This is a genomic window from Micromonospora sp. NPDC005254 (genome assembly GCF_042872525.1).
Classification (GTDB): Bacteria; Actinomycetota; Actinomycetes; order Mycobacteriales; family Micromonosporaceae; genus Micromonospora.
The window spans coordinates 177057-189985 of sequence record NZ_JBIAKM010000012.1 but is presented as its reverse complement, the minus strand read 5'-3'; the positions used below and the strand labels follow the sequence as shown (position 1 = coordinate 189985).

At 73.5% G+C, this 12929-nt stretch carries 9 protein-coding genes and 1 pseudogene; 5 read left to right on the top strand and 5 right to left on the bottom strand.

The annotated features are described in order from the left end of the window. Positions 1-123 precede the first annotated feature (123 nt). From pdxY to ACFYPR_RS30215, 3 genes are all read right to left on the bottom strand, one after another. Complete coding sequence (gene pdxY / locus ACFYPR_RS30225) at positions 124-975, bottom strand: pyridoxal kinase PdxY (RefSeq protein ID WP_387263923.1); 852 nt, start codon at positions 973-975, stop codon at positions 124-126. Between the two features lie 202 nt (positions 976-1177). Beyond that, on the bottom strand, positions 1178-1963 hold the full coding sequence (locus ACFYPR_RS30220) for a serine protease (RefSeq protein WP_355136640.1): 786 nt from the start codon (positions 1961-1963) through the stop codon (positions 1178-1180). A 409-nt stretch (positions 1964-2372) separates the two neighbouring features. Further along, positions 2373-3314 (bottom strand): hypothetical protein, encoded by a 942-nt coding sequence (locus ACFYPR_RS30215; RefSeq protein ID WP_387263919.1) that lies wholly within the window; start codon positions 3312-3314, stop codon positions 2373-2375. Positions 3315-3595: 281 nt separating this feature from the next. On the opposite strand from ACFYPR_RS30215, the gene ACFYPR_RS30210 reads away from it, so the two are divergent. Together ACFYPR_RS30210 and ACFYPR_RS30205 are read left to right on the top strand one after the other, a co-directional pair. After that, the gene (locus ACFYPR_RS30210) at positions 3596-4576 is read left to right on the top strand and encodes an ATP-binding cassette domain-containing protein (protein ID WP_354862287.1); all 981 of its coding nucleotides are present in this window, start codon (positions 3596-3598) and stop codon (positions 4574-4576) included. Then, entirely contained in the window at positions 4573-5400 is an 828-nt protein-coding gene (locus tag ACFYPR_RS30205) for an ABC transporter permease (RefSeq protein WP_354862289.1), read from the top strand. The genes ACFYPR_RS30210 and ACFYPR_RS30205 overlap by 4 nt, the downstream gene beginning before the upstream one ends. 7 nt (positions 5401-5407) lie before the next feature. Here ACFYPR_RS30205 and ACFYPR_RS30200 read toward each other — a convergent pair whose 3' ends face one another. Next, the gene (locus ACFYPR_RS30200; RefSeq protein WP_387263915.1) at positions 5408-8587 is read right to left on the bottom strand and encodes a BTAD domain-containing putative transcriptional regulator; all 3180 of its coding nucleotides are present in this window, start codon (positions 8585-8587) and stop codon (positions 5408-5410) included. A 180-nt stretch (positions 8588-8767) separates the two neighbouring features. On the opposite strand from ACFYPR_RS30200, the gene ACFYPR_RS30195 reads away from it, so the two are divergent. Then, positions 8768-10219 (top strand): SDR family NAD(P)-dependent oxidoreductase, encoded by a 1452-nt coding sequence (locus ACFYPR_RS30195; RefSeq protein ID WP_387263912.1) that lies wholly within the window; start codon positions 8768-8770, stop codon positions 10217-10219. Positions 10220-10243: 24 nt separating this feature from the next. Next, positions 10244-10714, top strand: a complete 471-nt coding sequence (locus ACFYPR_RS30190; RefSeq protein ID WP_363939575.1) for a heme-degrading domain-containing protein — start codon at positions 10244-10246, stop codon at positions 10712-10714. Between the two features lie 88 nt (positions 10715-10802). Here ACFYPR_RS30190 and ACFYPR_RS30185 read toward each other — a convergent pair whose 3' ends face one another. Then, positions 10803-12179: an FAD-dependent oxidoreductase gene (locus ACFYPR_RS30185; RefSeq protein ID WP_387263910.1), complete on the bottom strand. Its 1377-nt coding sequence runs from the start codon at positions 12177-12179 to the stop codon at positions 10803-10805. A 99-nt stretch (positions 12180-12278) separates the two neighbouring features. Between ACFYPR_RS30185 and ACFYPR_RS30180 the strand changes: the two are divergent. After that, positions 12279-12926, top strand: a pseudogene (locus ACFYPR_RS30180) (serine hydrolase); the annotation flags it as partial. Positions 12927-12929: the final 3 nt, after the last annotated feature.

Sequence of the window (12929 nt, the reverse complement as noted above, 5' to 3'; positions counted from 1 at the left end):
CGACGTGGCGGACCGCCGCGCGGCGGCGACGTGGCGGACCGCCGCGCGGCGGCGACGTGGCGGACCGCCGCGCGGCGGCGACGTGGCGGACCGCCCGCGCCGGCTCGCAGCGGCGGACGGCTGTCAGCGCAGCCGGCGGGCAGTGAACGTCACCGGCGGCTCGGCGATCGCGTCCTGTGCCGCGATCAGCTGGATCTCCCGGGTGCCCGCCGCGAGGGTCGCCTCCAGGACGGTGAAGACGGAGGAGATGGTTTGCTCCAACGCGGTCGCGGGTGAGCCGGAGGTCAACAGGTGCGCCAGGTACAGCGCCGCGGTGACGTCACCCCCGCCGTTCGGACTGATCGGCAGCAGCGGGGTGGTCACCGCCCAGGCGCCCTCGTCGGAGACCGCCACCACCTCCAGCGCGCCCGCCGGCACGTCGCTGTGCAGCACGCTGGTGACCAGGACGTGCCGCGGCCCGGTGGCACGGACGACGTCGACGGCCTCCAGCACCTCCGCCAGCGAGGACGTCGTGCGGCCGGCCAGGAAGTCCAACTCGAAGTGGTTCGGCGTGATGATGTCGGCGCGCGGCACGACTGTGTCGCGCAGGTACTCCGGAATGCCGGGCCGGACGAACATGCCCCGGCCGATGTCGCCCATCACCGGGTCGCAGCAGTACACCGCGGCCGGGTTGGCGGCCTTGACCTGGGCCACCGCGTCCAGGATCACGGCGCCCATCGCCGGATCGCCCTGGTAGCCCGACAGCACCGCGTCGGCGCCACCGAGAACCCCCCGGTCGGCGATGCCCGCGATCACCTCGGCCACGTCGGCGGCCGCCAGCAGCGGCCCGCGCCACGCGCCGTACCCGGTGTGGTTGGAGAAGTGGACCGTCAGGACGGGCCAGACCTCGTGCCCGAGTCGCTGGAGGGGAAAGACGGCGGCCGAGTTGCCGACGTGGCCGTAGGCGACCGACGACTGGATGGACAGGATCTGCACCGACCCATCATGGCCGCCTCCGACGGCGCGCAGCGCGCGGCCCGCCGAATCTGTCGGCTGGGCCACTCGGGCCCGCACCGGCCACCCCGCACCGCAGCGGACGGGCCGCGCCGCGGCCGAGCCGCGAGCCGGTGCCGCCACACCCTCGGGCGGCCCGGACCGTGGTCGTCCGAGCCGCCCGAGGTCGTCCGTCAGCGGGTCGTCAGCCGCCGAGGCTCGCCGCGGCCGAGGCGATCGACGAGGCGAAGTAGCTCACCTGGGTGTAGACGCCCGGGTAGTTGGGTCGGGCGCAACCGTTGCCCCAGCTGACGATGCCGACCTGGATCCACGCGTTGGTGGCGTCGCGGCGGAACATCGGGCCGCCCGAGTCGCCCTGGCAGGTGTCCGTACCGCCGCTGGCGTAGCCGGCGCAGATCTCCTCGGCGGGGATGAGGTCGCCGCCGTAGTTGGAGTTGCAGGTGGAGTCGCTGACGAACGGCACGGTGGCCTTGAGCAGGTACCGCTGCTGGCTGCCACCCTCGCGCGCGGCACCCCAGCCGGCGATGGTGAAGGTGCCGCTGTCGTACGCGGTCGTGGTGGCGATCTTCAACGTGTCCAGCCCGGTCACGGGGGTGGCCAGGCGGATCAGCGCCCAGTCCTTCCCGGCGCCGTTGTAGCCGGGAGCGCGGTAGACGTAGTTGGACCGGACGGTGATCCGGCTGGACGACTGGAGGTCGACCGTCCCGAGCGTCGCGGTGATGCTGGTGTTGGTGCCGGTCGAGCCCACGCAGTGCGCCGCGGTGAGCACCAGCCGGGAGCTGTAGAGGGCCCCGCCGCACCCCATCGAGAGCCGCACCATGAACGGAAACTCGCCCTGCGCGGCGCGGGTGCCGCCGACGACGTTCGGCGTGACGGGGCTGTCGGCCGCGGCAGCGGGCGCCGCGAGGGTGAGGCTGGCCGCAGCCAGCGCGGCGGCCACCAGGCCAGTGAGGGTACGCCAGCGAACCATGCAATCCTCCGCTTCGGAACGGCACGCCTTGTGAGCGCACCTGATCGAGATAGCGGTCATCGTATTGATTAGCATGGATATTGCGGGTCATCCTCTCTGGGTCGTACCCCAGGGTTATGGATCCCGCCCCGCCGGCGGCGACGCCCGCGAGCGGTGACGACCGCCGCGAGACTGACCACCGCGGCGGTCAGTTGCAGCACGGCGCCGAGCAGGTCGAACAGGCTGGAGAGGGCGTCAGCGTCGGGGACAAGGTCCATCGCGGCCTCCGGGTTTCGACCCCCACCGTCCGCGCTCTGCGGAGGGCTTCCCCCGGGCCCAACTGACATCGACGGGCGCCACCGTCAGTATGGCAGCGGCCGGCGAGGCGACCAACCCCGGATTCCGGACCGTGGACCCGACGCTGGCCGGCTCACCGCCCGACGGACTCCTGACCGGCCAGCACGACCAGGCCGTCGGCCGGGACGGACACGGGCGTCGTCGCGCGGTCAGGCCAGACGAGGTAGCCCACCGGCGGCCCGGCCGAACCCCACCGCGCACCGACTATCGTGGCCAGCTGAGCGTCGTCCGTCCCCGCGACACGACGTACCCGGGTGCCCGGAGCGTGCCCGTCGTCGGCCACGATCAGCAGCGCGTCGAGGATCTGCCGTACGCCGGTGATCGGCAGTCCCGGCACGTACGGCTCGCCCGCGTACCCCAGCCGCGGTGTCATCATCGTGCGCAGCAGCGCGCCCTGGCGGATCGCGCCCTGGCGGAGCCGCCAGTCGACGCCGGCCTCGGCGGCGACGAGCGCCTCCTCGATCGCCGACCACAGCCGCGCCGGCTCCCGGTCGAGCAGCCGACGGGCCTCGCGGTCGGCGTCGGCGCAGGCCGTGTCGACCGCCGTGTCCTCGCCCAGCTCGGCGATCCAGGCGACGTCCCCCACCTCGGGCAGCAGCCCCGGCGACTCGGCCGCGACCACGAGGTACAGCATGGCGAGCAACTCCTGCCGACCCTCGCCGTGGTAGAGCCCGCCGACTCCCGTGCCGGCCGGGCCCCGGCTGGGCGGGAAACGGTCGACGAGGTGCGCGGCGCGGCCCTCCGGCAGGGCAGCCGCCCGGCGCGTGTCCGCCCGCCGTTCGTCGAACGAGCGCCGTTCGCGGCGGTCGACGAGGAGTTGACGGTACGGGTCGACGCCGATCGGATAGATCGTCCGGCCGTACGTGGCGAGGGTCTCGCCGGGTGCCAGACCGACCGATTCGAGCTGCCGGGCAGCCACCGAGTAGGCGACGCCGCTGCGGGCCGCCTGCTCCCGGATGGCGCGCTTACGGGCACGTCCCGGGGTCGGGGTGCGGCGGGGGTGGTGTTCAGACATGACGCCTCCGGTGCAGCCCCACGCACTTCACCGAACGGGCGGCGTGACGGACACACCGGGGGTCGACACGACGGCGCGGAGTCGGCGACTCTTGGCCCCGAGCATGTGGTCGGGCGTGGGCCACCACATCGGGCGCGGGCAGGCGCTCTGCCGTCGCGAGCATATCGCGACCCGGGGCCGTCGGTCGCCCTCTGGAGCCCGCCCCCGGTGTCGGCCCGTGTCGGCGGGGGTGTCGGTGCGGTGTCGGCGCGGTGTCAGGCGACCGGCGCACGCTCTGGGACATGACAACCGACCTGGTGATCGAGGCCGAGGGCCTCGTCAAGACATTCGGGAGGACGAGGGCGCTACAGGGCGTGGACCTCGCCGTACCCAGGGGGACCGTGCTCGGCGTGCTCGGCCCCAACGGCGCTGGCAAGACCACCGCCGTGCGCATCCTCTCCACGCTGCTCACCCCGGACGCCGGCAGCGCCCGGATCGGCGGCTTCGACGTCGTCCGCGACGCCGAGCGGGTCCGGCAGAGCATCGGCCTCACCGGCCAGTACGCCTCGGTCGACGAGGACCTGACCGGGCGGCAGAACCTGGAGCTGTTCGGGACGTTGCTGGAGTTGGGTCGCGCCGGCGCCCGGCGACGGGCCGCCGAACTGCTCGACTGGTTCGACCTGACCGACGCCGCCGGCCGACCGGCCAAGACCTACTCCGGGGGCATGCGGCGGCGGCTGGACCTGGCCGCCAGCCTCGTCGGCTCGCCGGACGTGATCTTCCTGGACGAGCCGACGACCGGGCTGGACCCGGCCAAGCGCGAGGACATGTGGGACGTGGTCCGTTCGCTGGTGGCCAACGGCTCGACGGTGCTGCTCACCACCCAGTACCTGGAGGAGGCCGACGCGCTGGCCGACGCGATCACGGTGATCGACCACGGCCGGGTCATCGCGCACGACACGCCCGAGGGGCTCAAGCGGGTCGTCGGCGGACAGACCCTCGAAGTCCGGCCCGCGGACCCGGCGCAGCTCTCCCGGACCGCGGCGATCCTGACCGAGGTCGGCTCGGGCGGCCAGGCCGACGAGATCCGCAAGGGCGTGCTCGCGGTGCCGGTCACCGACGACACGGCCCTGACCGAGAGCGTGGCGCGGTTCGCCGCCGCCGGCATCTCCGTCACCGAACTCTCCCTGCACCTGCCGAGTCTCGACGAGGTGTTCTTCACCCTCACCGGGCGTACGGCATCCGAGGACGACACCACTTCCCGTACGGAGGTAGCGGCATGAGCACCCTGGTCGGCGCACCACCCACCGCGAGCCCCGCGCTGTCGACGGTCGCGGTGAACCCGCGACCGTTCCGGCTCGTGCGGCACTCGCTGGCGCTTGCCAAACGCAGCCTCATCAAGACCTGGCGGACGCCCGAGGCACTGATCGACGTCACGCTGCAACCGGTGCTGTTCCTCATCATCTTCGTCTACATCTTCGGTGGCGCGGTCGCCGGATCCACCCACGACTACCTGCAGTTCCTGCTGCCCGGAATCCTGGCGCAGACGATCGCCACCGGGTCCATCGCGATCGGCGTCAACCTCAACACCGACATCGCCAAGGGCATCTTCGACCGGTTCCGGTCGCTGCCGATCCCCCGCTCCGCGCCGCTGGTCGGCGCGGTCCTGGGCGACGTCGTCCGGTATGTGATCGTCACGGTCTCGACCCTCGCAATCGGTTACCTGATGGGTTTCCGGATCGACACCGACCCGTTCCGGGCGATCGCCGGGTGCCTGCTCGCGGTGCTGTTCGCGCTCTGCCTGAGCTGGCTGCCGGTCTACGTGTCGATGAAGGTGCGCACCCCCGGCGCCGTGCAGGGCCTGATGTTCGCGCTGATCATGCCGCTGAGCTTCGGGTCGAACGTGTTCGTCGGCACCGACACCCTGCCCGGCTGGATGCAGGCCTTCGTGAACGTCAACCCGATGACCCACCTGGTGGCCTCGGTACGCGGACTGTTCCTCGGCACCCCGCTCGACGCGCACGTGTGGTGGACGCTCGCCTGGTGCGCCGGCTTCGTGGCGGTGTTCATGCCGCTGGCGCTGCGCGCGTACCGCAAGAAGGTCTGACGCCGGGCTAGACGAGCAGGTCCTCCATCAGCTCACGGATCCGGGTGACGGCCGCGGCCACCGGCCGGGCGCGCCAGGCGGCCAGCAACGACTCACGCTGCTCCTCGTCACCGAGGGCGGCGTCGAGTCGTTCGCTGCGTCCGCTCGGGAAGAACAGCTCCATGTGCGTCCCGAGCCGCTTCGCGAGCGCGGACAGTTCGCGGGTGGTGGCGATGTCGTCCCGGTACGCGGCGAGTTCCGCGCCGCCCGACGCCCACGCCCCGATCACCGGCAGGTCCTTCGAGTTCAGCGCGTCGTCGCGGGCGAGCGCCAGCAACGTGGCCGCCTGGGCGGCGGCGTCGGTGCCCGACACCCCCCGCGCGTCGGCCACCCGCAGGTACAGGACCGCCACCGAGGCCCGCACCATCACGCGCGGCTGCGGTGGCGGCCCGGTCCAGCCGGCGAGAGTACGGTTCACCTCGTCGGCGTGGGCGAGCGCCTCGTCGTATCGCTCGCGCTGCCAGGCGAGGTGCGCCAGGCCGAGGAGCGCCTGCGCCACGTCCATCTGCTCGGCCTGGCCCGGCGTCGCCGTCTCACCGAGTCGCCGCTCCGCGTCCGCGTCGCCGGTCAGGGCGAGTTGCACGTCCAGCCGCACCCGGATCGACCGCGCGTCCTGCTGGGCGCCGATCATCTCCATGTGCCGGACGCTGCGCGCCAGCCACTCGGCCGACCGCCCCTCCCTGCCGGGGAGCAGGAACTGCCCGACGGCACCCGCGGCCATCGCCATGCCCCAGTGGTCGCCCGCGACCTCGAAGCGGTGGTAGGCCTGCTCGGCGTCGTCGATCGACGCCTCCGGCAGGCCGCTGTTCTCCCGTACCGCCGCGCGTGCGATCAGGCCGAGCGCCTGCACGTACGGGTCCGGGTGCGCGATCATCTCGTTCGCGCTCTTCAGGCTCTGCTCCACGTCGGACTCGTCGAAGCCGGGCAACGCCACGGCGAATGCGGTAAGCCGCGGCGACACCTCGGCGGGTCGTTCCGCGAGCAGCGTCCGCAGCGCGCGCCGAGCGAGCACGGCGGGCCGCAGGTCGGCGCTGATGCCGCTGTTCACGCTGATCAGCACGCACGTCCAGGCGAGTCGGTCCCCGTGCGGCAGCGGCCGGCCGCTGGCCCGGCCCCGCAGGATCGCCGAGCGTCGACGCCGCTGCGGCTCGTCGACGTTGAGCAGCCCGCGCCCCCACGCGAGGACCTCCAGGTGCAGGCCGCGCACCGTCCAGAGGTGCAGCAGCGCGGTGGCGACGTCGACGACTGCGGGCTCGTCGTCCTGCTCCAGCGCCCACCGCAGGCCCGCGACCAGGTTGTCCTGCTCGGCGGCGCAACGATCGAGCGCCTCGACCTGGCCGGGGCCCACGAGGCGACCGGCGAGCCCGACGGCCTCGTCCCGGGCCCAGCCGACCAGACCGGTCATCGCCACGCCCCGGTCACCGGCGGCGTCCAGGCGGGCTTCGCCGTACTCGCGGACGGTCTCCAGCATCCGGTAGCGGGGCGGCCCGTCCCCGTCGACCAGGGTCAGCAGGGACTGTTCGACGAGCCTCGCCAGACCCCGCCGCACATCCGGGGTCTGCGCGACCGCGGCGGCGAGGTCGGCGGTGAACGGCGCGGGGATGACCGCGATCCGCTCCAGCAGCGCCCGGTCGTCGGGGGCGAGCAGTTCCCGGCTCCAGTCGACCATCGCCCACAGGCTCGCGTGCCGTTCCGGCAGGCCCCGCAGCGCGTCGTCGAGCAACGCGAACCGGTCGGTCAGCCCGGCGAGCACGTCGTCGATCGGCATGTGCCGCAGTCGCGCGGCGGCCAGTTCGAGGGCCAGCGGCAGGTTGTCGAGCCGGTTGCACAGCGCGAGAGCCCGCGTGGTGTCCCAGGTCGGTACCGCGCCGCCGGCCCGCGCCCGGGACTCGATCAGCCCGAGCGCGTCGGAGTCCGGCAGGGCGGTCAGTCGGTGCACCCACTCGCCGGCCAGGCCCAGCGGCGCACGACTTGTCGCGAGCACCGCGACCTCCGGGGCGGTCACCGCGAGCAGGTCGGCGACGACGCCAGCCACCGCGTCGAGGACATGCTCGCAGTTGTCCAGGACGACCAGCCCGTCGAGGTCCGGCGCCAGGGCCCGCAACCGCTCCTCGGGGCTGAGCACCCGCCGTTCGAGGCCCAGGTTGCCGCCGGTCGTCGAGGTGTCCGCGCCACCGAGCGCCGCGAGCACCGTGGGCAGCACCTCGTCGGGCGAGCGCAGCCCGGCCAGCTCGACCACGCGTACCGCCTGCCCGGCCGCCGCCGTGCGCCGCGTGACCTCGGCCGCGAGGCGGGTCTTGCCGGCGCCGCCAACCGCCACGATCGTCACGAGAGCCGACTCGTCGAGCGCCGCGTCCAGGGCCTCGACGTCGCGCTCGCGGCCGACGAGGGCGGTCATCGGCCGGCGCCACGCGGCGGGCAGGGCGATCCGCGCCGGCGGACGGGGTGGCGCGATGACGGCCGGCGCGGTGAGCTCGCCGCGCAGCAGCGCCAGATGGAGCTGGTTGATCACGGCTGACGGGTCGGTGCCGTAGCGCTCGGCCAGGTCGTCACGGAGGCGCTCGACCACCTCCAACGCCTCCGCCTCCCGCCCCTGCGCGGCGAGCACCCGCACGAGCAGGGCGGCGGACGGCTCGTCCGGGGGCGTCCGGGCGGCGAGCCGGCGCAGGTCCGCCTCGTCGTACGGCCCCGCACCGGCGAGCGCCGCCTCGGCGCGCAGCGCGGCGACGTCGGCGAACAGGCGGGCGTCCTCGGTGGTGACGATCTCCGGTACCTCGGGGAACAGAGCACGGGCCCGGTCGGCCGAGTCGCGGGCCGCCCGCGCGTCGCCGGCCCGCAGGGTGGCACGCCCGTGATCGAGGAGCGCCCGCGCCTCGACCGCGTCGACGGTGACCTCGTCGGCGGGCAGGCGGTATCCGCCCGGCACCGCCACCACGGGCAGCCCGAGACGGCGTACGCGGGACACGAGCGCCTGCACCGCGCCGGTCGCGTCGTCGGGCGGCGCCCCGTCCCACACCGCGTCCACGAGCAGACTGGTGGAGACCGCCCGGCCACGCGCGTCGACGAGTGCGCGGAGCACCGCCGCCAACCGCTCGCCCCGGACCGGCCGGCCGTCGACGGCGAGGGGACCGAGGATCGTGATCTGCACGCAACCAGCATCCCCCACGCCAACCACCACACTGAGCAGGGTGTCGGACGGCGCGAGGGTCCTCCCGGGTGGGCAGCGCGGCGCGGGATGCGTCCGGGACGGCGTGGTGCGTACAGTTTCGGGTCGGACTTGGGGTGGACCGGCGAATCCGGCACAGGAAACGGGACGAGACAGCGACGCATGACAGTGGACAAGATTGCCCAAAACGGTCAGGACGGCATTGACCGGGACCGGCTGGAGACCTGTCTCAGCGTCTTCGAGGCGTTGGAGGCCCTCCCGTCCGACCACCCGGACGTGGTGCGGGTGCAGCGGGCCACCGCGAAGCTTTACAAGGTGATCAAGCAGCGGCGACGCGAGGAGCGGCGCGACGCCATCATCGCGGCCGACCGGGCGGTGACGGAGGCCACGGCCACCGGCGCCCCCGGCCGGATCGACGACGAGACCCAGGGCATCCCCCTCGCCTCCCCCACCACCGGCACGACTGCGGGATTCCTGCACAACCCGCGCGGCTGCTACATCTGCAAGCAGCGCTACCGCGAGGTGGACGCCTTCTACCACCAGCTCTGCCCGTCCTGCGCGGCCCTGAACCGGGAGCGCCGCGACGCCCGTACCGACCTGACCGGCCGGCGCGCGCTGCTCACCGGCGGCCGGGCCAAGATCGGCATGTACATCGCGCTGCGGCTGCTGCGCGACGGCGCGCACACGACGGTGACCACGCGGTTCCCGCACGACGCGGTCCGCCGCTTCGCCGCGATGCCCGACAGCGGGGACTGGCTGCACCGCCTGCGGATCGTCGGGATCGACCTGCGCGACCCCGCCCAGGTGATCGCCCTCGCCGACTCGGTGAGCAGCCAGGGCCCCCTCGACATCCTGATCAACAACGCGGCGCAGACCGTGCGCCGCTCGCCCGGGGCGTACGCCCAGCTCATCGCCGCGGAGGCCGCGGCCCTGCCGGACGGCCCCCTGCCGGAGCTGATCACGTTCGCCAAGCCGGGCGGCCCGGCCGGCGGTCTCACGGCCGGGCCGGAGTCGACCGCGCTCACCCCGCACGCGCTTACCGCGCTGGCGTTGACCAGCGGCTCCGCGTCGCCCGAGCGGATCGCGGCGTCCACCGCCATCGACGCCGGCGGCCTGGTGCCGGATCTCGACTCGGTGAACAGCTGGGTCCAGCGGGTCCAGGAGGTCGACCCGGTCGAGCTGTTGGAAGTGCAGTTGTGTAACGTCACCGCGCCGTTCGTGCTGGTCAGCCGGCTACGTCCGGCGATGGCCGCCGCGGCGGCCCGCCGCAAGTACGTGGTGAACGTCTCGGCGATGGAGGGTCAGTTCGGTCGCGGCTACAAGGGCCCGGGGCACCCGCACACCAACATGGCCAAGGCGGCGCTGAACATGCTGACCCGCACCAGCGCCCAGGAGATGCTGACCGACGGCATCCTGATGACCAGCGTCGACACGGGTTGGATCACGGACGAGCGGCCGCATCCGACCAAGATGCGGCTGGCCGACGAGGGGTTCCACGCCCCGCTGGACCTCGTCGACGGCGCGGCCCGGGTGTACGACCCGATCGTCCGCGGCGAGCAGGGCGAGGACCTGTACGGCTGTTTCCTGAAGGACTACGCGCCCTGCGCCTGGTGAACGACGCTCGACGAGGAGAAACACATGTCATCTGACCAGTGGCCGACGCTGGACGAGCTGCAGCGCGAGGAGAACGAGCTGGAGCTCGCGGGCCTGACCGAGACCGACGCGTACGAGCTGGGCGTGCGGGCCGTCACCGCCGCCGCCCAGCGGGGGCTCCCGATCTCCGTAGGTGTGTGGCGGACCGGACGGCAGTTGTTCCACTGTGGCCTGCCCGGTTCGACGGCGGACAACGACGCGTGGCTGCGCCGCAAGGGGCGCGTGGTGATGCGGTTCGAGCACTCGTCGCTCTACATGGCCCGGCTCTGCCAGGACAAGCAGACGACGCTCACCGAGAAGTTCGGCCTACCGGCCGCACGCTACGCCGCGGCCGGAGGCGCCGTGCCACTGCGCGTTCGTGGCACCGGCGTCGTGGGCTGGATGGGCGTCTCCGGGCTTCCGCAGCTGGACGACCACCGCTTCGTCGTCGACATCCTGCGCGGCAACGCGCGCTAGCCCCCCGCAACCGCCGGACGCCGCCCGCCCGCCGCACATCGGCGACGGCGGGCGTCGTCGTCGGGCGCTCGGCGCGTCCGCACGACCGTCAGCCCGCGCGGCGGTTCGCGCGCAGGGCGCCCAGGATCACGCCGGGCGTGGCCAGCGACAGCGGGTGCTCCCGCAGGGACACGACCTCGTTGAACCGGCGGGCGATCGCCACGTCCGTGACGGTCGCCGTGAGGATCTGCCGGCTGACCCAGCTGGATACCCGGTAGCCGCGCGGGTAGGGCCCGTCGACGTGCGGCAGCGCCAGGTCGGCGGAGGTCGAGGTCGACCAGGCGGCGTCGACCACGACCTTCTGCAGGGCGAGGAAGTGGCGGGCGGGCTCGCTCAGGTCCGGGTCGGAGCTCAGGTACGCCGACAGGCAGGCCGCGTGCAGGGCCGCCGCCGTCATCCCCTGCCCGTACACCGGGTTGAACGACGCGACGGCGTCACCGACGCTGACGAGTCGCGCCGGGAACCGCCGCAGCGCGTGGAAGTCCCGCCGACGGCTGTCGGAGTGGTGGTAGGTCTGGACGTCGCCGAGCATCTCCTGCTCGGCGACCTCGCCGAACTCCGGCGGGAACTGCTCCCGCAGCCGTCGGACGAAGTCCTCGGCGGTGCGGCCCGGCCGGTCCTTCCCGTAACCGGCCATCATGGCCATCCACCGGCCGTCCTCGATGGCGAAGAAGGCGGCGCCGGCGATGTCCGTCATGGTCCGCGGAGTATGCAGGGCGAGGACGACGGTCGCCTCCGGAGACTGCTCGGGGCGGCGGAACAGGGCTGTCGCGTAGTTGAGGTGCACGGACATCCGACGGGTGGCGGGCCGCTCCCAGCCGGCCTGCTCCAGCCAGTCGGAGAGCCGGCTGGACCGCCCCATGGCGTCCACCACCAGGTCGGCGCCCTCGACGCCGGGCACCTGGTCGACCTCGTACCGGACGCCAGCGACCGCGTCGCCGTCGAACACGAGACCCGTGGCACGGGCGGTGACCGTCTTGACGTTGGGCAGCCGGAGCACCTGCTGACGGATCAGCCCTTCCAGGAGGGGCCGGCTGCCGGCCAGGCTGTCCTCGTCGTCGGGTACGACCACCTTCCGTCGGCCGTCGAGGTAGCTGCGCCGGGCGGCGGGCGGCGCCTCGACCGCCCCGTGGGCCAGCGCCCGCTGCCGGAACCCGGGGAACAGCTGCTCGAGCTGGAGCAGGCCGCCGGGCAGCAGCGCGTGCAGTTGCGTCCCCTGTGGCACGCCGGGTCGGGCGCCGCTCACCTGCGGGTCGTCCCGGTCGAGGAGGACCACGCTCTCCGCGTGGTCGGACAGGACCCGGGCGGCCAGGAGCCCGGCGACGCTGCCGCCGACCACCACCGCCTTACCCAGGCGCGGGGTTGGTTGGTCGGGGGGTCGCACGGCGTTCAACGCGGCGAAGACCCGAACCGGGGAGAGGGACATCGTGCTCTCCAAGGGGTACGAGGTGTGGCCCCGATCGTTGCACAGCGTCGACCGTCGACCGTCGCCCCGACACGTCCGCCCGGGTGTCGGATACCAACCATGTCGCTGGACGCGGTCGGCGTTCGTCTGAGCGAGGCTGGCGCGCCGCGCGTCCGTACTGTCACCATCACCGGCATGCCTGTCGCACGTCGTACCCTGCTCGGAGCTGGCCTGGCGGCCGCGACCGGCGCCCTCACCGGCTGCGGTGACAGCGGCGGCACCGGGCCGGGCGGGACCGGCCCCGGCGACGCGGTGACCACCACCGACGCCGCGGGGAACAGGGTGGGGTTCGGCGCGGCCGGGAACACTTCGTCGGGTACGCCGAGCGCCTCCCCGTCGCCCGGCGGCGGCGGGGCCACGGCGGCCAATCAGGCCAGGTACGCCCCGCAGCTGACGGCCCTGCTGCGGCGTCACCTCCCCGCCTCGCCGCAGACCGTCCAGCATCACGGCTTTCCCGGTGCGGTCGCCGTCGTGCTGGTCGACGGACGGACGACGGTGCACACCGCGGTCGGGGAGGCGCTGCGCTACGCGGCCGGCCCGAAACTCCTCGCGGCGGGTCAACGCGTCGCGATGCGCCCCGACTCCGTCTTCGACCTCGCTTCGGTCACCAAGGTCTACACCGCGATCCTGCTGCTGCAGCAGGTCGAGAAGGGTCGCGTCGACCTGGGCGCGCCGGTCCGCGACTACCTGCCCGGCTTCACCGGCGCCGGC